This is a genomic window from Anaerosacchariphilus hominis, assembly GCF_014290175.1.
Taxonomy (GTDB): Bacteria; Bacillota; Clostridia; order Lachnospirales; family Lachnospiraceae; genus Laedolimicola; species Laedolimicola hominis.
The window spans coordinates 14,347-31,515 of record NZ_JACOOR010000005.1; the positions used below are offsets into that span (position 1 = coordinate 14,347).

General features: G+C 46.4%; 22 protein-coding genes and 2 pseudogenes. 1 reads left to right on the forward strand and 23 read right to left on the reverse strand.

Features of this window, described 5'->3' with window-relative positions; all coding sequences use genetic code 11:
* The 7 genes from H8S44_RS09275 to H8S44_RS09305 form a co-directional block, all read right to left on the reverse strand.
* Positions 1–774: a TraX family protein gene (locus H8S44_RS09275; RefSeq protein ID WP_186873424.1), complete on the reverse strand. Its 774-nt coding sequence runs from the start codon at positions 772–774 to the stop codon at positions 1–3.
* A gap of 81 nt (positions 775–855) precedes the next feature.
* Positions 856–1,485 carry a DUF3786 domain-containing protein gene (locus tag H8S44_RS09280; protein ID WP_186873425.1) on the reverse strand — a complete coding sequence of 210 codons (630 nt, stop codon included), beginning with the start codon at positions 1,483–1,485 and terminating at the stop codon, positions 856–858.
* Positions 1,486–1,564: 79 nt separating this feature from the next.
* Positions 1,565–1,972: a hypothetical protein gene (locus H8S44_RS09285; protein WP_186873426.1), complete on the reverse strand. Its 408-nt coding sequence runs from the start codon at positions 1,970–1,972 to the stop codon at positions 1,565–1,567.
* Between the two features lie 34 nt (positions 1,973–2,006).
* Positions 2,007–2,456, reverse strand: coding sequence for an AAC(3) family N-acetyltransferase (locus H8S44_RS09290; protein ID WP_186873660.1), 450 nt, complete (start codon positions 2,454–2,456; stop codon positions 2,007–2,009).
* A 32-nt stretch (positions 2,457–2,488) separates the two neighbouring features.
* On the reverse strand, positions 2,489–3,058 hold the full coding sequence (locus tag H8S44_RS09295; protein WP_186873427.1) for an LOG family protein: 570 nt from the start codon (positions 3,056–3,058) through the stop codon (positions 2,489–2,491).
* Between the two features lie 68 nt (positions 3,059–3,126).
* Positions 3,127–3,579, reverse strand: a complete 453-nt coding sequence (locus tag H8S44_RS09300; protein ID WP_186873428.1) for an 8-oxo-dGTP diphosphatase — start codon at positions 3,577–3,579, stop codon at positions 3,127–3,129.
* 71 nt (positions 3,580–3,650) lie between these two features.
* Positions 3,651–4,532, reverse strand: a complete 882-nt coding sequence (locus tag H8S44_RS09305; protein WP_186873429.1) for a helix-turn-helix domain-containing protein — start codon at positions 4,530–4,532, stop codon at positions 3,651–3,653.
* A gap of 136 nt (positions 4,533–4,668) precedes the next feature.
* Between H8S44_RS09305 and H8S44_RS09310 the strand changes: the two genes are divergently transcribed.
* Positions 4,669–5,571, forward strand: a complete 903-nt coding sequence (locus H8S44_RS09310; protein WP_186873430.1) for a DMT family transporter — start codon at positions 4,669–4,671, stop codon at positions 5,569–5,571.
* A 181-nt stretch (positions 5,572–5,752) separates the two neighbouring features.
* On the opposite strand, the gene H8S44_RS09315 is transcribed toward H8S44_RS09310, so the two are convergent.
* From H8S44_RS09315 to H8S44_RS09385, 16 genes and pseudogenes are all read right to left on the reverse strand, one after another.
* Positions 5,753–7,078 (reverse strand): transposase, encoded by a 1,326-nt coding sequence (locus H8S44_RS09315; protein WP_186873431.1) that lies wholly within the window; start codon positions 7,076–7,078, stop codon positions 5,753–5,755.
* 20 nt (positions 7,079–7,098) lie between these two features.
* Positions 7,099–7,545 carry an IS200/IS605 family transposase gene (gene tnpA / locus H8S44_RS09320; RefSeq protein ID WP_186873432.1) on the reverse strand — a complete coding sequence of 149 codons (447 nt, stop codon included), beginning with the start codon at positions 7,543–7,545 and terminating at the stop codon, positions 7,099–7,101.
* Between the two features lie 133 nt (positions 7,546–7,678).
* On the reverse strand, positions 7,679–8,062 hold the full coding sequence (locus tag H8S44_RS09325) for a VOC family protein (RefSeq protein WP_186873433.1): 384 nt from the start codon (positions 8,060–8,062) through the stop codon (positions 7,679–7,681).
* A gap of 57 nt (positions 8,063–8,119) precedes the next feature.
* A complete protein-coding gene (locus tag H8S44_RS09330; RefSeq protein WP_186873434.1) occupies positions 8,120–8,920 on the reverse strand; it encodes a hypothetical protein in 801 nt (266 codons plus the stop codon).
* Between the two features lie 55 nt (positions 8,921–8,975).
* Positions 8,976–9,728 (reverse strand): nitroreductase family protein, encoded by a 753-nt coding sequence (locus tag H8S44_RS09335; protein WP_186873435.1) that lies wholly within the window; start codon positions 9,726–9,728, stop codon positions 8,976–8,978.
* A gap of 192 nt (positions 9,729–9,920) precedes the next feature.
* Positions 9,921–10,427: a flavodoxin domain-containing protein gene (locus H8S44_RS09340; RefSeq protein ID WP_186873436.1), complete on the reverse strand. Its 507-nt coding sequence runs from the start codon at positions 10,425–10,427 to the stop codon at positions 9,921–9,923.
* A gap of 46 nt (positions 10,428–10,473) precedes the next feature.
* Positions 10,474–10,669: pseudogene (locus H8S44_RS09345) on the reverse strand (cysteine-rich KTR domain-containing protein).
* 14 nt (positions 10,670–10,683) lie between these two features.
* Complete coding sequence (locus H8S44_RS09350) at positions 10,684–11,298, reverse strand: TetR/AcrR family transcriptional regulator (RefSeq protein WP_186873437.1); 615 nt, start codon at positions 11,296–11,298, stop codon at positions 10,684–10,686.
* A 301-nt stretch (positions 11,299–11,599) separates the two neighbouring features.
* Positions 11,600–11,721, reverse strand: a pseudogene (locus tag H8S44_RS16240) (ABC transporter ATP-binding protein); the annotation flags it as partial.
* On the reverse strand, positions 11,706–12,308 hold the full coding sequence (locus H8S44_RS09355; RefSeq protein WP_186873438.1) for an alpha/beta hydrolase: 603 nt from the start codon (positions 12,306–12,308) through the stop codon (positions 11,706–11,708). The pseudogene H8S44_RS16240 and the gene H8S44_RS09355, both read right to left, overlap by 16 nt.
* 13 nt (positions 12,309–12,321) lie before the next feature.
* The gene (locus H8S44_RS09360; RefSeq protein WP_186873439.1) at positions 12,322–12,762 is read right to left on the reverse strand and encodes an XRE family transcriptional regulator; all 441 of its coding nucleotides are present in this window, start codon (positions 12,760–12,762) and stop codon (positions 12,322–12,324) included.
* A gap of 85 nt (positions 12,763–12,847) precedes the next feature.
* A complete protein-coding gene (locus H8S44_RS09365) occupies positions 12,848–14,425 on the reverse strand; it encodes a recombinase family protein (RefSeq protein WP_186873661.1) in 1,578 nt (525 codons plus the stop codon).
* Between the two features lie 140 nt (positions 14,426–14,565).
* The gene (locus tag H8S44_RS09370) at positions 14,566–14,763 is read right to left on the reverse strand and encodes a hypothetical protein (RefSeq protein ID WP_186873440.1); all 198 of its coding nucleotides are present in this window, start codon (positions 14,761–14,763) and stop codon (positions 14,566–14,568) included.
* A gap of 58 nt (positions 14,764–14,821) precedes the next feature.
* Positions 14,822–15,760, reverse strand: a complete 939-nt coding sequence (gene mobV / locus H8S44_RS09375; protein WP_118519989.1) for a MobV family relaxase — start codon at positions 15,758–15,760, stop codon at positions 14,822–14,824.
* 183 nt (positions 15,761–15,943) lie between these two features.
* Positions 15,944–16,339, reverse strand: a complete 396-nt coding sequence (locus H8S44_RS09380; RefSeq protein ID WP_186873441.1) for a replication initiator protein A — start codon at positions 16,337–16,339, stop codon at positions 15,944–15,946.
* Positions 16,340–16,450: 111 nt separating this feature from the next.
* The gene (locus H8S44_RS09385; RefSeq protein ID WP_117802308.1) at positions 16,451–16,864 is read right to left on the reverse strand and encodes a cysteine-rich VLP domain-containing protein; all 414 of its coding nucleotides are present in this window, start codon (positions 16,862–16,864) and stop codon (positions 16,451–16,453) included.
* Positions 16,865–17,169: the final 305 nt, after the last annotated feature.

Here is a 17,169-nt window from a genome sequence, read left to right on the forward strand (position 1 = left end):
TTATCCGATAATGGTGGAACCGTTTCCATAGAGATAAACGAGAAGCAGACCCATCAATACCAGATGCCCCACATAAAACCAGTAGAAAAACCACTTCATGCCTTTCCAGCTTCCCCTGGTTCCATTATAGTAATACATAAACGGCCACACAAGGATGATGCCATATTGCAGCAGACCATATACCACGTCGATGCAGAGACACCATACCAGCACATACATGGAGATGTAAGCCAGCATCCCAAGCACCTGTTTTCTCAGATTTCCCCGGTTGTTGTAGATATGCAGGGAGCATAAGACCGGAAAACAGGACCAGTCAGACGGAAACGCCAACAGACATAGCAGAAGAATCAGCAAATTCTTCTGCCACTCCGTCAAAGCAAAGCTCCGGCGTTCATTATCATTCACATACAACGCCAGCGCCGCGCAGAACAGAGCCCAGATTACGCTGGTCTGATTCAGCACGGAACTCCGGAATGAGATCCAGGAAATGCCGAAGCAAAAGGTGTAAGCAAAATGGGATATGACTGCGAAAACGAACAGCCTCTCCAGATACTTTTTCAGATTTCTCGTATAATGATAGCCCTCGGCAATCATAAACCACATGGTGGGAGCCGCCAGGCGGCCAATCAGGTGAATGCCCAGAAGCCACCAGGCCTTGTTATCGTAGCCCGGCCACAGGGTCCAGGCCAGATGGTCAAGAGCCATGGCCAGGATGGCAAATACTTTCAACTGATTTCCGGAAAAGCCGGTAAAATTCTTTCCTTTCGTCTGCATTCTCTCCCCCTTTCTGAAGTAACGAGAATGTGGCGTGCAGTTATTCATCATGCCATCTCCTTTCTTCGCGTTTTTGTCATTTCATGATTTTGCCGCAAACATTTTCAACCGTTCCAGCAGATCACCCTGTAAATAGTATGTCGTCTCGAAATTCAGATACCGCATGGTCTGGTCGTCCCACATGATTTTGATCTGTGCCGGGAATTCGTCGTCAGCGTCCCAGAATTGAATCAAAACCGGGAAAAAGGGAAATGCAGAGATCTCTGCCGTCACGTCCGCGCCTGCCAGCCTGGGCTTTATCTGACCGCCCAGGCGAATGCAGGATTGTTTTAATTCTTCCACTTTTCCGGAAAAATAATCGGCGTATTTTTGTGAGAAAATATCCGCGCTGGGGCTTGCGCCTGCTGCTGCGAAATTCGCCACCAGCGTCCATTTCCCACTGAGGGGCGGAAGCTCCGGCTCTGAACTGTGGCAGAGCATGTCGTAGATGGTCATGACGGTCTCGTAGGAACGGCACTCTGTATATGCCTCCCCATTCTTTTCATAGACCGTACCGGTGACCCGCTCGATGCGGCAGGGTGTCCCGATATAGGTCAGGTACAGATACCGCTCATCCATTTCCAGATAGAATTTCACTGCTAACTTTTCCTGATCATATTTCAAAAAATAACTCTTTCCGATATCAACCTGTTTGTCATAGTTTGATGCCATTTGTTTCATCCTTTCCTGCATTAGCCCTTCCCGTTTCTGCACCTTTCCTGGAAAAAGCTTGCCAAAGCTATGCTCTCTTTTATAACTTTATTTTCAGAGTACTGAGCGCCGCAATCAGAATTCCCACACAGGCAATCACTATATCAAATCCATAGGGAATCCCAAGCATAAGCGACACCACCGTATACGCCAGAAACGCCAGCGCAAAGTACCCGAACCGCTTCATATGCGCCAGAGCGAACGCCTTTCTCCGCTCGCTGCCTGCGGCTTTGGCTTCCTCGTAGCTGGTACCGTTGTACCAGTAGACAGACTCTGTCTGATAAATCAAAAGAGTCAGGATAAAAATGCCAATGGTCGACGCATTATCTACGACAGCCAGCGTAAGCTGTATTCCAAGATTTGGCAGAAAGCACGCGCCCACCACAACCACGCAGAATCCAATGAGCCAGACCACAAACCCGGTGTAGCTTTTCTTATATACCTCCATGAATAACTCCTCCTTAGTTGACTGATACACGTTTTCACGCCCTGTTTGTCTCCATCCATTTCACCGCAAAATCCACAAGCTCTCTCTGATACATCAGCCTGACAAGGGCATTGCCAATCCGGACCCCAGGAACCACATACGCTTTCTCATAATCCTCTCCGATTTTTTCAAAATCATTGCCATCCACAAACAGGGTTTCGTAGGCTTTCCAGACTCTTTTCCCCGCTTCTGACACTGCGCTGTGTTCCACACAGGTATGCTTGCCCGGATATTTCGCATATCTGCCCCACGCGCACACAGACCGAGCCGGATGGTCGCTCCGGACACTGCCGGGCACCTGCCGGAACATTTCCGCAACAGCACCCATCGTATTGGTCGGGGTCAGATTTTTGTCATAAGCCGGCCAGTTGTCCCGAATGAGCTGCCAGTCCTTTTCCTCTGCTTCCCAATGAACCCCCGTCTCCGGATCCAGGTTTATTCCAATCCCCCTCCATGTCTTGAAATCAACGCTATCCCCTACAAAACCTTCCGCCCGTTCACCGTCAGCTTAAACGTGGTTCCCAGAATCTCTTGAATTTCTGACAGATTCCCCGCAAAATAAATGCCCTGCTGCCGTTCCCCGGAAGAAAGCCCCTTTGCAATCATATGTTCAAGCAGCGCCTTCAGGCTATCGTAGTACCCGTTCAGGTTGTAGAGAATACAGGGCGCATCAAGCTGCTTTAAAGATACCTTTGACATGACCTCCGCAATCTCCTCCAGGGTTCCGGTGCCGCCCGGAAAGGCGAGAAAAGCATCCCCAAGCTCTATCATTTTCGCCTTCCGCTCCGCCATGGTGGGTGTCACATGAAGCTCCGTCAGGCCTTCATGCTGCACGTCCTCGTCCACAAAGCACTGGGCTTCAATTCCGATCACTCTTCCGCCTGCTGCAAGCGTACTGTCTGCCAGCTCGCCCATCAGGCCGGTTCTGGAACCGCCATATACCAGCGTATTGCCGCTTTTACCGATCCATTTTCCAAGCTCCTGTACAGCCGTTTTTAAAGCCGGATCATTTCCTTCATTTGCCCCCAGATAAACGGTTATCTTCATATTCTATCCTCTCTATTCCTGTTCTTCCGCAGCCTTTTCAAAAAATGCGTGAAAAAACCGCTTGACTGCTATTGCATCTTTGTAAGAATTCCATCTTCCGTTAAAATCTGAAGGCATTCCATGGCATGATCGGCGTGCATCATCTGCCACACCTGTTCCATCCCGGCTGCCAGCGGCTTCTTCAGAAATTCCTCTCCGGAGATCCAGTACACACGCCCTTCCTCCGAGGAAATCAATTCGCCCTCAAATTCATTGGTCTTATAAAGGAGCCCCACATTCCGCACATTGCCTTCCATCCAGTGATAGACACCCGTCAGCCTCGGATTTTGAATGGTCAGCCCGGTCTCTTCCCGGATTTCCCGGATCACCGATTCCCGAAAGGTCTCGCCCGGCTCCACATGCCCGCCCGGAAATGTGGTTCCCTCATAGCTTTTGCTTACTTTATCCAGCGCCAGCACCCGTCCATGTTCGTCATAAACCATGCACATATTCATAAAGACTGCTTTTTCGATTCCTGCCATAATCTCTCCTCTTTTGCATTTTCTTATATTATAGCCCTTGCTTTCACGTATCGCAATGAAATTCAGGCTGATTAGCCTTGCCGTAACCGATACTGCTTCGGCGTCATTCCTGTCAGCTCCCGGAATCTTTTCGTATAGTAGCTCTGGCTGGAAAAGCCACAGGCCTGCGCCACCTCTGCAATCCCCGTGTCTGTCCCGGTCAGCAGATTCATACTTTTGTGAATCCGGTACTGAAGCAGATAATCGGAAATGGTCTGTCCCGACTGTTTTTTGAAATAGCGGCAGCACTCGCTCCGGCTGAGACCAATATAATCTGCTACCGCATCCAGGCTGAATTCCACAGCGTAATGCTTCTGCAAATACGTCAACATGTTCTGAAATCGAATATCCACTGTGTCCATCTGCTGCGTCAGTTCCCCATCCAGAAGTGTCCGCATCCGCTTCCAGATTTTGAACACATTTCCCATAAGATCGAACTGATAACCATCCTCTTTCGCATCAAAGGTTCTCGCCATTTCCGTCAGAATATCCAGAATTTCCGCGCCATGTACCGTATGACAATCTATCACCTTCCGGTTCAATGCCGGACCCTGCAGCACCGGAAGCACACTGTTTTCATACAGGCTTTCCTCCCGGACCGGGCAGATAAAATCCGGTGAAAAGTTTACACAAAAGAAAGCTGCTTCTTTTCCGAGTGGCTTCGCCATATGGGTTCGTTGGGAATTGATAAATATCGCTTTTCCCTCCGAAACCGCATCTCGGCATGACTCGGTACTCCAAAGAACCGTTCCACGCACCGTCAGACAGAACTGAAAATCCACATGCCAGTGCCAGTCAATATAATCGTAGGTGTCCTGGCTAAAACGGCTGTAATAACAGGATATGGGAAAGCCAGGAATATTCTTCATGATTTCCTGCTTCCGGGAATCCAGATTGATCACTTTTTCTCTCATGATACGCCTCCTGTCCCAAGCATAACACGCATTTTTCCCAAGCGCAATATTTTTATAAATTTATGCAAACACAAGTCTATAAGTGAAATATTAATCGCAATATAATAACACTATAAATCAATGGAGGATATGACAAATGAATCGTTTTAATACAACCAAAGGCTTTCTGTACGCTTCTCTTGGCAGCATCGGCTGGGGTGTCTCCGGTGTGTGCAGCCAGTCTCTTTTCATGAACTATGATCTGAGTTCGGAATGGCTGACCGCTATCCGCATGGTCTGCTCCGGCGTCGTCCTGCTTCTGCTTACCCTTCCCAAGGCCAAATCAGACACCTTCCGGATCTGGGCAAAAGCCAGGGACGTCCTGCAGCTCCTGGCTTTTGCGTTAATCGGTCTTCTGTTGTGTCAGTATACGTTTCTCGGAGCAATCAAGTATTCCAATTCTGCCACTGCCACGGTGCTCCAAAGTCTCAACGTGATCCTGATGGCTGTTTTAATGGCTGTGTGGAGCCGGACACATATGAGCGGGCGGCAGCTTCTCGCAATTCTTCTGGCTATGGCCGGTACTTTTCTCATCGCCACCAATGGCGATCCAGCCCGCATGAGTCTCTCAACTGCAGGTCTGATACTCGGTCTACTGGCCGCCTTAGGCGTAGTTACATATACTCTTCTGTCCCGGCCCATCATTGCCTCCTGGGGCAACCTGACTGTCACCGGCTGGGGTATGCTCATCGGCGGTCTGGTGCTGGCTGTGGTCACAAAAGCCTGGATACTCCCGGAAAATCTCGATGGAACAGCGTGGCTTTTGATTGCCGCTATCGTCTTGATTGGCACAGCTCTCGGTTTCTCTGCCTTTCTGGAGGGTGTCAAGCTCATCGGTCCCGTAAAGGCAACCCTCATCGGCTGTCTGGAACCTGCCTCCGCCACGGCACTTTCCGCCCTGTTTCTGGGAACCCGCTTTTCCCTGCCGGAGCTTAGCGGATTCTGTTTTATTATTCTGACGGTATTTTTATCTGTGACGGGATCTGAAAAGCAGACATGATTTTTGTTTATTCGTGAACCTCACATGACTAAAGTCACGTGCTTCTCAGCCGCTTTAAGCGGCAAGACTCTATATCGGCGGATACGCCTGTGACTTAGAAGCTGTACGATTACGCACATATCCCCGGCCGGTTTCGGCCGGTTTCCACATCCCAAGTAGTCCGCTGCATATCTGCCTGTATCTATGCTGTATAACGGCTTCCCAGTTCCTGGCTGAGCAGCCGCAGGTCTGCATAAACACATGAGGTTCTACGCTTCACTGCAGGTACTTTTGCCTCCAGTGAAGACCTTTCCGTCTCCGGCAAGGGTTTTATAAGCTCCCGTATAAAATATCTCGCTCCGATATTATAGGCTGCTGACAGGTCGCAGTTGTATTGTTTTCCTGCTGTAAAGGTACACAGGCTGTGGTTCTCCGGGTTTCGTGCCACTATCCCGCTTCCGTCATAAGCCAGCCTGCTGGTATTGCAGGCGCTGACTCTGGATACACGGATTCCGCTCCTGTGAGCCTGGTGTTCACACAGCTTCTGGATATCCCGTTTTCTCCACATATGAAGCCTTTGCTTCCTGCTCCCTGTCTTCTTTCCCTGCATTTTCAGATACTCAAAGACAATCACATCTGCCTGATATTCCCGGGCACAGGCCGTAATGGCACCGGATACTTTCCGGGACAATTCCATATTCAGCCGCTTTGCGTATGCCCAGCGGCTATGAATCTGCCCGGCTCCATGCTGTCTCTGGAATCTGCGGATTCTGCCAAGCACCCGGTACAGCCGGTCTTTATCACTGGGGAAGCTTATAAACCTTCGCCCCAGGACAGTTCCGTCTGCCCGCATGATCGTACAGACCGCATCCGTATTGATTCCCAGATCCACGCTGCAGATGGTCTGAGCTTTTACAGCCGTTTTAGACAGGTTTTTCTCTTCTGTATAAGAAAACCGCAGAAAATATTTGTGATGCCGTTTCTCCAGAGTGGGGGCAGACGCTTTTTTTCCTGTCCAATGCTTTCTAAGGTATTCCATATCCGTATGTAACAGTCTGACCCGGAACCATTTCCAGTCATGGCCATCATACAGCTTCAGATACGCTGCATCCTCTGTCTCCCCTGCTTCTCTGTACATCACATCCCGGTAAAATACGGGCATGGCATGGTTTTCCTGTGTAATCTTCGGTTTCCCGGTCAGCTTTCCGTTCTTCCACAATTCCCGCCGCGTCTCATAGGATGCTACGCTCCCCAGTGCATGCTGAATCGCAGAACGCCTCAGATAGGACGGAAGTTTTGGAAAATGCAGGTCAAAATCGTACCGGGCCTGATTCTTCTTTGTCCCGTGAACCAGATGCTCCGCCTCATTAAACCGTTTCTTTGCATTCGAAATTTCGGAAAGTTCACCCCAGGCTTCCTTATATACCTGAATCAGATAACTGACTGCAGAACGGTAAATACGCAGCGTATGGCGGATGGGAATATTCTGTTTTCTGATTTCTACACCATAGCTGGATGTTACCTGCATACACGACCTCCTTCTCCGTTTTAGGAACTCTTCGTTTTCTCTTTTTCTTTCTGGCCTTCGATATAGGTTAAAATCTGCTCCCGGCTCCGGTCACTGACCGTCACCGCACAGTAGGAGGGGTTCCATAAATGACCGCTCCACAGCTGCTTCTTTAATTCCGGATGGGAAAGGAACAGCTGCCTTGCCAGATTTCCTTTCATAATCTTGATCATGTCGGAAATAAAAAACTGCGGCTTACAATTCACCAGCAAATGAATGTGATCCGGCATAACCTCCATGGCCAGAATCTGAAAACGGTATTCCTCCGCCAGCGCCTGTAGCATCTTCTCGCATTCCACATCTAATCCATCTACCAGAACCTTTTTCCGGTATTTTGTACACCAGATAAGATGATACTGCAATGAGTACACATAGCCTCTACCATATGAAAGTGTGTTTTCTTCGATAGTAAATATATTTTTTTCCATGTTTCGATTATACCATATGTTAGCCAGAGAGTAAACACCAGTTCGATAACTTGGTAAAAAATTTGCCCGCCTAACTCATCACTAAAGTAACGAGAATGCGGCGGGCAGTTATTCAAATACCTGCATTTTCCCATTATACTGTAATCTCAATTTGATTATCCTCAACCGCAACAATGCAGCTTTCGTAATATCCATCCCCCGTAGTCCTTGGTCCACTGATAACCTCATAACCATCCGCTTTTAATTCTGCTGTCAATGCATCCACTTTTTCCTTACTTCCCACGCTAAATGCTATATGTGAATATCCAGTACGAACTATTTTCTTCGGTAAATCTGCCATTTCCGGTAAATTCATGATTTCAATACGTGCACCATCCTCAAATGTGAGAAAATAAGAACAAAAGCCTGTTTTCTGATTGTAGTATCCATCGTTTGATTTTGCTCTGAAATATTTCATAAAGAATTTTTTTGTATTTTCCAAATCATTTACATAAAGTGCAACATGTTCAATTCTCACGATTATTCCTCCACTTCTGTATTGATAAGCTGTTTATAATCTGCCTTTTCTCTTCTACTATTTTACAGTTTTGTTCCATTCCACTCCCGATTCATCTGTCCATGTATCTTTTCCATCATAAATATAAACAGCATTTATACGATCCATATAGCGACCATCTGCCAGTAAATAAACTGTTGTCTCATCGCCCCTTTGATTAACCAGTTCTTCGACATCCGGCCAATTGTCCTTATTCTCGAATATTTCAGTTGATGAACTTGAATCATCCATTGACGGTTCATCCGGGAGTTGTACTACCTCTACAATTGCTTCAATTGTTTCAACCGGAGCATCACCCCATGGATATGCCGCATCATCACAACCTGCCTGCTCAAGTAATTCTTTTGCATCAGAACCTAATAATTTCTGATATGCATCATACACAGCTGCAAGCTTATTCGAAAATTCCACCTGATCAGAGTTTCCTTTATCAGAAAGCCATGATACTGTTTCTTTTTTTATCTCATCTGTCGTCATGCTGGTTCCAACTCCCCAGTCAAGCAAATGCGCAGCAACCTTAACAGAAATCAATCCATTTCCTGTGGTTCCTGGCTGAATATCCGTATTGATTTCATCTAATACATCTCTGAATTCTTTATATGACGGCTTCACATCCTGTAATTGATTTTGTTCCTTCGTCTCTGTTTGTTCCATATTATTATCTTCTGCTGTTGCCGGCTCACTATTATCTTCGCTCGCAACAACTTGCTCTGTACTGCTATTTTCGGTATTTGTCATAGTTTCGGTTTTCTGCTGCCCGCATGCACACAATGAACATACCATAATTACAGAAATCATCAAAAATAACTTATTCTTCATATCTTTTTTCTCCTGTCATTCTACATTATTATTCGTTCCATGATGATATATTAGTTTAGCAGCAAATTGCATAAGTATATTTTGCAATGAGCGTCTGCACAACACCATCATCCTCTGCATCTACATACAATATTCTATTGTATGTATAACCCTCATGTTCAAGACAGCTTTCAAGTATAAAAAGGAATATCCCCATATCTATCTTATTGTAATATAGTACCTTATCAATGGGCATGATTCCTCTTTTCCCTGGCTGTTTAAATCTATACACCATCAATTCTTTACCTGTATTCTCAACTACCCAAGGCTGTGCATTGCAAGCACTTGGAGCGTATCGTGCAATTTCAGCCACTCCCAACGAACTACCTCTCCAAATCTCTTGCAAAGGTTTTCTCTTTGACTTAAAAATATCTTTTCGAAATTTTTCTTCAGGCATTTTGGCAATCGAGATCATAATGACAAAATCCAGCCCATTGATCTGCACATCCTTCGGTCTGCCTATTCCAAACCATAAAGCACCGATATTCTTTGATGCAAGGTACAAATCAATCTGCTCCCCAAGATATCCTATGTTCTGCAGATATCCTTCTTTGCTTTCGCTGTAAAATAAAAGGCAAAACTGTCCCCCCCGTTTACATGTTGTCTCATTTTCAGGTACAATACGAACTTCCGTTTTAATTTCTATATAAAGCGGTTTTACTGTTCCAATAAAATCTTCAAGCTCCCGAATATCCTGGTCTGTAATCATACCAGTATCCCGAAACAAGTGAAAAGATTTTCGCTTAAAAATTTGCTTATAATAATCCATACAATCTCCATAAAATATAGATGGCATTAGTCTATCAGGCAAAGGTTGAGAAATAGTTAAGATTCTATTTCACTATTCCACAAGTTGACATTTATTAATCTAACACAACAAGGTCAGACTTTTCATAACGATTGTGTCCTTGCATACTCTTTTTATATTTCCAAAATAGAGTTTCATTTGTTTTACCTCCTGTTAATACACACTTTTATACCACTCTGTAATTGCCTTCATATTCTGTAAAGATACTCGTTTTCCACCATTTACCATCATATCTAACATATCATCCTCTTCGGGCGTACGGTCGGTTTTATTTGCCAATCCCTTTCCGGCAGTTTTAACCATGACATTCATCATGAAACGATATGCTCCATGAAGCTTCTTCACATCAAAGTTCCCCTGTAACGTAAATAAAGGAATCCTCTGCGGAATAGCGTTTTTATCCCTGACCTCTTTTAGCTGTGTGCCTGTCTGTCCCATGCCGACACCACAGACTGCACGCACTTTATACAATTTTGCTGCCTCTTTATATCCTTTGATTCCTCCTGCCATAATCCAGCCGAGATAAATAATTTCACTGCCGGCAGGCACCTTGTTTTTTGCCTGCTGTAAACTATGTACCGGAAGATTCAATTCATTTCCCAGTAATTGTGCATACTCTGCTGTGCTTCCGGTATTTGATGTATATATGATTGCTTTCATTCTTCTGACCTCCATAATATAAACGACGCAGTGCAAAACTGTAATATTACAATCTGCACTGCGTCTTAGCGTCTGGCTTCCTTTACTATAAATTTTTCTGCATCAATCAGGCTTTCTTCTTTACACTTTGGACAAAACAAAGGAAAATTTGTTAATACCGTATCTTTCCTTAATTTCAATCTTGTCTTATTTCCACATTTAGGGCAAAGAATCCATTCCTGATGCTCTGATTCATCGTTCAAATTGCTTCACCCTTTCAACTTATCTGCATTTCCTGTAAGAAATGATCCATATGCTCTTCCAGTAACTTTATCACATAACTTTTGTCTTCTGCTCCATCATATATGCTGTAAAGCAAAAAAATAGGACCATAAAAATCAAGTGCTGTCTGTCTGGCTTTTCCTTCATCCTCCAGCATTCCTGAAAACAAAGCTTCCATATAAGTTAATGGTCCGCTTGCAAGATAATTCTGATATAGCTGTGCCATCTGTGGCTCTCTGTACTGTTCCAATGTCAGCATCTTACGGAAACAGCATGAGAACTCTTCCTCTGTCCAATGAAGAAACTGCACCTTTGTGAACTGCTTAATCTTATCAAATGCCGTTTCTTTATACTCAGCTGTAACCTTTTCCAAATCACCCTCCGGCATTTCATACAGCTTTACTCTCTCAATATCCAATTCATTCATTTTTTCAATAATACTGTCCAATATCTCCTGCTTGCTTTTATAATGCTTATACAATGCAGCCTTGGTCACTCCAAGTTTTGAAGCAATATCATTCATGGATGTTCCCATATATCCTCTCTGTGCAAATAACTTCAAAGCTTCTTCCAATATTTTTTCCTTTGTGTTCTTTTCTTTGCTTTCCATGTCTATCTCTCCTAATTTGAATCTGTTATCAAGTTACCTTTTGGTTACTTTAATTATAGTTACCTATCGGTCACTTGTCAACAGTTATGATTAGAAAATACAAAAGAACATCTATTTTCCCTTTACCTGATAGTGCTTATAAGACTCTCTAGCAATCGCTATAAATATCATTGAAGCATTCATCCAAAAAACAGGTGCCATCTGCAAGTTATTAAAGAATTTTCCAAATATATGAATCAGCCTGTACTCTGTAAATGTCCATGAACCAATATATGCTCCAGGGAGATAGCTCCATACTTTTGCCTAACTGCTCAAAAATATGTCGGAAACCACTCTTTCTTTTGGGTCCAGTCCGGCTGTCGGTTCATCTAATACAATCAGCTTCGGATCATTTAAAAGTGTCTGTGCTATTCCAAGTCTCCTCTAATCCAGTCATCTAAAAATGACATCTGCTCTGCTGTATGAAACCAATGTTCTCCGTTTTGCATTATTGTTAGTTCTGCATTGACATCATTGGCAAACTTATGGATAGTCTCCTGTGATGTCAGATTATCTTTATCTCCATATAATATATAAGTCGGAACCGACCAATTGACCGGATGATTACGCACATAACACAAATATTCCCAGGACAATGTTTCTCCAAATCCTGTGGTTATCAACTGTTTTTCACGTAACTTTTCTTCCGTTATATCTGCCCATCCCATCATATCAAGAATCAGCTTTTCCATATCAACGATTGGTGAAATGAAAAAGGCTTTGTCTATCTGCTCATGATTAAAAGCATACATTGAAAAATAGGCTCCAATGCTGTTCGCTATTAGAATAATAGAATCATGCCCTTTCCTATATCCGTGAAAGAACTCTTTAAATTCACTTATTGCCTCCCACGGATTGTCTGCATGGTAATCCAGTCCTACCACATCATATCCTGCAAATAATGTTTTATAATGGTCTGCTTCCATAGCATTTCCACCTTTTCCATGAATATATAGAACTAATTGTCTCATGAATCTTACCTCTCTATCTTCCTTTCATGTATAAACCTGCTTTCAACACCAAAAGCAGAAATGCCAGTGCTGTTGCATATGTCTCCCCTGTCAAAGCCAGAAACAGTACTGCTGCGATACCAAGCAATATGGAAAATACAATTACCATCTTGTATACTTTCTCAATTTTTGACTGCGTAACTATAAGCTCTGAAACTCCAATTAACATTAATAAAAAGAACAATACCCAATAAACCATCCTGTTAAAAGCTGATGTTTCTGTATAGCCGAACAGGTTCACGGATGCAATATATTCTTTCATTGATTTTGGATACAGAGGCAGCACAATCAACAGAAAATGAAACAAGTCAATAGCCCCGATCAGAATACTGCATAGATTCTGCATATTGGATTTATTTTCTTTCTCCGCAATTGAAAGTAATTTTTCCCCAGACAACAGTTCATCAATTGTCACAGAAAAAAACGTTGAAATTTCTTTTAGCGAATCAATGCTCGGATACCCTCTGCCGGTATCACATAGTTAAAGATATTGGTGTCATTCAATCAATTTTGCCGATAAAGCGGTAGAAGATTTCTACCTCCTGTTCCCGGCTTCCGTCCTCGTTCTTGACCGCTTCATGGACAAGGATTTTCTCAATCAGCGTGTTCAAGAGTTCGGCGGTGAGTTCCGTGGGATTGACGCACTCTTTCATCAAGGCAATCCATTTTTCTGCGTCTGCGGTGCTCTTGCTTTCAGCGGCAATAGCGGATTGAAGCTGTTCAATCTTTTCTTCCAGTTCCGCCTGTTCGCTTTGGTACTTCCCGGACAGCATATTGAAGTTGTATTCCGTGATACGCCCCGCCGCCCAGTCCTCATACATCCGGGCAAACAGGGTATCGACCTCGGCTTTCCGCTTCTCCGCTTTTTTCAGTTCAGCGGCCTGCTTCTTCCTTGCGGCGGCCTGTCCTTTGTCATTGGCGTTCAGCAGCCGCTTCAAAAGCTGTTCTTCATCGTGCTGTACCAGCCCCGACCAGTATTGCAGACGGGAGAGAACATAGGCGTAAAGCACATCATAGCGGATGTAGTGCATGGAGCATTGGCGTGTGCCTTGCCCGTTCTTGCTGCAATGGTAGTAGCCATAGGGCTTGCTGTTCTGCCTGTTCTCCCCGTAGGCCAGCGACCAGCCGCAGTCCGCACACTTTATCAGTCCCGCAAAAATCTGTGTCGTGCCATTCTTGCGCTCCCTCCGGCGGCTTGCAATCTGTTCCTGTACCTGCCGGAAAACCTGTTCGCTGATAATCGGCTCCTGCGTGTTCTCCACCCGCACCCATTCACTTTGGGGCTTGCGTATCCTCCGCTTGTTCTTAAAGGAAATATTGGTCTCCCGGTAGTGGATGGTATGGCCGATGTAGGTTTCATCTTTCAGAATGCTTTTGACCTGCGCTATCGTCCATGCGTAGCCTTTTTCCTCTGGTGCGCCAGCGTAGATATTGGCGAAAGTCCCGTCACGCTGGAAATTGATAAATCCCGGCGTCGGTACTTTTTCCGCAATCAATATCCTTGTAATGCTGGCCGCCCCTTTGCCGTGAATAGCAAGGTCAAAAATCTTCTCCACGATCCAGCGGGTTTCCTCGTCGATTATCAGCTTGTTCTTGATTTCCGGGTGCTTCTTGTACCCGAGGGGAGCATAGGCGCTGATACGCTGTCCGGCGGCAAACTTTGCCTTGAAAGCAGTCTTTACCTTACGGCTGGTGTCCTTTGCGAACCATTCGTTGAACAGGTTTTTGAATGGCACAAAATCGGACAGTCCCTTTTCTGTGTCCTCGTTCTCCGCAACGGCGATGTACCGCACCCGTTTTTCCGGGAACAGAAATTCCAGATAGTAGTCCATCATCACATGCTCCCGCCCGAAACGGGACAGGTCTTTGGTGACAATGCAGTTTACTTTTCCGGCTTCCACATCATCCATCATGCGCTGGAAACTCGGACGCTCGAAGTTTGTCCCACTCCATCCATCGTCCACATATTCCCCGACCACATGAAGCCCCTGCTCCCTTGCGTACTGTTGCAGGATTGTCCGCTGCGTTTCAATGCTTACGCTGTCGCCATAGCTTTCATCGTCACGGCTCAACCGCATATAAAGAGCCGTGTTGTGAATGGTAGTATTGTAAGGTTGTTTCACCGTAAAAATCCTCCTTCTAAAGAAACAACCCACGCTTACAATACTTTTGCTCTATGGCAATTATATCATAAGCGTGGGCGTGTATCAACGATGGGTCACGAAGAAGCGGCCTTTGCCGCCGTGTGCCGGACTACATCAACGATCAGATCTCTAATCGGACGACCGCCAGCGGCGAAATGTTCGGAGATTTTGATACGGTTTTTCCCACATACAAAATACTGTGTGCCGTTCTCGTCAGTAATGACCTGCCCGGTGTGTATTGTATCAATAATGTCGCTTTCGCTTTTTACCATCCAGTGTCCTCCGTATGATTATTTTTCATCATGCAGCTTGAATTTCTGTTCATAGCGTTTACCTCTCTCTTGTTCGCTGCTGCCGTTTCAGTTCCGCCAGTATATCCGGCGGAATACGGTCAACCAGCCGCTGTAAATCGTCCAATTCGCTTTTCAGCTTTGCCCGTTCCATCGTATCTTTTATCTTGCCTTTTTCACTGGCCTTCGCCCTTGCTTCCAGCTTCTCATTTTCCGCCAACAGGTCATTGATTGTGACCTTGTACTTTTTCAGTTGCCCGGAGAAATTCTCCATCTGCGGGAACCACTTTTTCAGCATGGAAAGGGCTTCCTCTTTTTTCTTCCCGGCGTTCAGCGGGTTGATGCCGTCAAGGGTGGCTTCAATGGCTCTGGCCTGCCGGGAGAGGGAAACCGCCTGTTTGAAAAGCCGGGTGGGGATATGCTTCCGGCCTGTCTTGCTGGCGCTCTCCCCACGCTCCAAGTCGGGATATTTCTCCACCATATAGGCGTGAAAATCGTCCTGCCACTTCGTCAGGTTTGCCCGGTTGCCGATAATCTCCTTAGCGCACAGGCGATTGTCCTTTGTCAGCGGAACAAAGGTCAAATGCAGGTGGGGCGTTTTCTCGTCCATGTGTACCACCGCCGACACGATATTTTCCCGTCCTACCCGGCCAATGAGGAAAGCCGCCGCCCTTTGGAAGAACGCCTGTATCTCCTTTGTGGATTTCCCCTTGAAAAACTCCGGGCTGGCGGTTATCAGCGTATCGACAAACCGGGTGCTGTCCTTGCGGGTTCGGCACCCGGCCTGTTCAATCCGGCTCTGAATGAAGCGGTAATAGCGTCCCTCCGGCTTGACGATATGGAAGTTGTACTTGCTCCGGCTGGTGTCAATGTCGGGGTTGCTGGCGTATTGTTCTTTCTGCCGTTCGTGATGGGCTTCCAGCGGCCTTGCCGGGTTGCCCTTGTGCTTCTCAAACCGCAAGATTGCGTGTTGCGCCATTCTACTCCTTTCCCCATTCCTTTCCTATCCGGGGTTTTCCACAGGGAAAATCCCACAGAAAATAGCTCGGATAGGATTGGAATGGATAGAATATAAATCAATCATTTTAATCTTTGTATTTCTATATACCGTTCGGTTTTCGTACTTCAAGAGGGCGGTTTCCGTACTTCATGGGTACGGTTTTCAGTCCTCCGGCGTACCAGAACCGGATTTCTTGAAGTCGGTGTTTGGAACCGCTTCATGGGATTTTGGGAAAATGCGGTTGGGTTTTCCACAGCCCTGCTTCTGGATCTCCACCAGCCCGGCGTATTGCAGTTCCCGCAGGGTGTTCACCGCTTTCTGCCGCCCACAGTGAAGCAGGTCAACCACTTCACAGATAGGGTAATACAGGAAAATCCGTCCGCAGTCATCCGCCCACCCATTTTTGCAGGATAACTCTGTCCGGCGCAGGATAAAGGCGTACAGAACCTTTGCCTCGTTGGACAGGGGCTTGAAGGTAGGGGCTTCAAAGAGGAAATTCGGGAGCCGGGTGAAGCTGAACGCCTGTTCCGGCTGGTGAATGTAAATCGTGTGTGTCATATCGTGTTTTGTGGACGGTTAGAAGCCCGTTTTCCGGGGCGGGCGATACTTTATACCACCTGCCCCGGTTTGGGGCTTGCAAAGCCTTATAAATCAAGGCTTTTTTCGCTCCTAACTGTCCACAGCTGACCTCCTTTTCCGTTCACTTTCTGTTTTCTGCCGCCTGTGAACTCTGGCGGCACAGCCGGGGCAGTATTTTGCCCGGTTGGATTTGGGGACGAACACGCCGCCGCAGACCGCACAGCGTTTCAAGTCCTTATCCCGGAAAAGTTCCGCTTCCAGCGTCCCGTCCAGCGGCAAGACTGCCCAGCGGAACCACTTACAGCAGACCGAGAAAGAAATCGTCTGCGGGCAGATGCAGGTGTCCCCATCGTCAAGGGCAATGCAGTTGCCGCCCTCACAGTTACAGCACTCTCGGCGTATCAGGCTGGCCGCCTGTTTCCTCTGCGCCGGTGTCATGCGGTAAAGGGAACCGTTCGGCCTGCGTTCCAGCGGCGGCAAGTCTTTATAGGGGTTATCTCTCATGCGTTCCCTCCATTTTTCTTTCCGTTGCCGTTCTCCCCGAAAAGGTTTCCTGCCTCGTCGTCGCAAGCTGCGTATCGCTCGTTTCGCCGCAAGCGGCAAAACTCACTCGCTCCGCTGCTCCTCCTCTCCCCACAAAGCCATGCGGCTTTGCGGGGGCCCCGACAATAGCGGCGTGTTCCGGCGTTGGCACGCTCCCCGCAACTTCGGGACATTTTGTCCCGAAGTCCGGCTCCTTGCGGTGCTTCCCCAGCCGGGGTATTCCTTTTCGGACGGTCATTCTGTTTTCAAGGTGCTGTCCATCGATG

Coding starts and splice junctions, on each gene's coding strand:
- mobV (WP_118519989.1), bottom strand. CDS start 15,760: ATGGCGCAACACGCAATCTTGCGGTTTGAGAAGCACAAGGGCAACCCG.
- H8S44_RS09350 (WP_186873437.1), bottom strand. CDS start 11,298: ATGGAAAGCAAAGAAAAGAACACAAAGGAAAAAATATTGGAAGAAGCT.
- H8S44_RS09300 (WP_186873428.1), bottom strand. CDS start 3,579: ATGGCAGGAATCGAAAAAGCAGTCTTTATGAATATGTGCATGGTTTAT.
- H8S44_RS09355 (WP_186873438.1), bottom strand. CDS start 12,308: ATGAGACAATTAGTTCTATATATTCATGGAAAAGGTGGAAATGCTATG.
- H8S44_RS09285 (WP_186873426.1), bottom strand. CDS start 1,972: ATGGAGGTATATAAGAAAAGCTACACCGGGTTTGTGGTCTGGCTCATT.
- H8S44_RS09280 (WP_186873425.1), bottom strand. CDS start 1,485: ATGGCATCAAACTATGACAAACAGGTTGATATCGGAAAGAGTTATTTT.
- H8S44_RS09335 (WP_186873435.1), bottom strand. CDS start 9,728: ATGGATTATTATAAGCAAATTTTTAAGCGAAAATCTTTTCACTTGTTT.
- H8S44_RS09340 (WP_186873436.1), bottom strand. CDS start 10,427: ATGAAAGCAATCATATATACATCAAATACCGGAAGCACAGCAGAGTAT.
- H8S44_RS09370 (WP_186873440.1), bottom strand. CDS start 14,763: ATGGTAAAAAGCGAAAGCGACATTATTGATACAATACACACCGGGCAG.
- H8S44_RS09315 (WP_186873431.1), bottom strand. CDS start 7,078: ATGCAGGTAACATCCAGCTATGGTGTAGAAATCAGAAAACAGAATATT.
- H8S44_RS09305 (WP_186873429.1), bottom strand. CDS start 4,532: ATGAGAGAAAAAGTGATCAATCTGGATTCCCGGAAGCAGGAAATCATG.
- H8S44_RS09295 (WP_186873427.1), bottom strand. CDS start 3,058: ATGAAGATAACCGTTTATCTGGGGGCAAATGAAGGAAATGATCCGGCT.
- H8S44_RS09385 (WP_117802308.1), bottom strand. CDS start 16,864: ATGAGAGATAACCCCTATAAAGACTTGCCGCCGCTGGAACGCAGGCCG.
- H8S44_RS09380 (WP_186873441.1), bottom strand. CDS start 16,339: ATGACACACACGATTTACATTCACCAGCCGGAACAGGCGTTCAGCTTC.
- H8S44_RS09365 (WP_186873661.1), bottom strand. CDS start 14,425: ATGCGGTTGAGCCGTGACGATGAAAGCTATGGCGACAGCGTAAGCATT.
- H8S44_RS09310 (WP_186873430.1), top strand. CDS start 4,669: ATGAATCGTTTTAATACAACCAAAGGCTTTCTGTACGCTTCTCTTGGC.
- H8S44_RS09330 (WP_186873434.1), bottom strand. CDS start 8,920: ATGAAGAATAAGTTATTTTTGATGATTTCTGTAATTATGGTATGTTCA.
- tnpA (WP_186873432.1), bottom strand. CDS start 7,545: ATGGAAAAAAATATATTTACTATCGAAGAAAACACACTTTCATATGGT.
- H8S44_RS09275 (WP_186873424.1), bottom strand. CDS start 774: ATGCAGACGAAAGGAAAGAATTTTACCGGCTTTTCCGGAAATCAGTTG.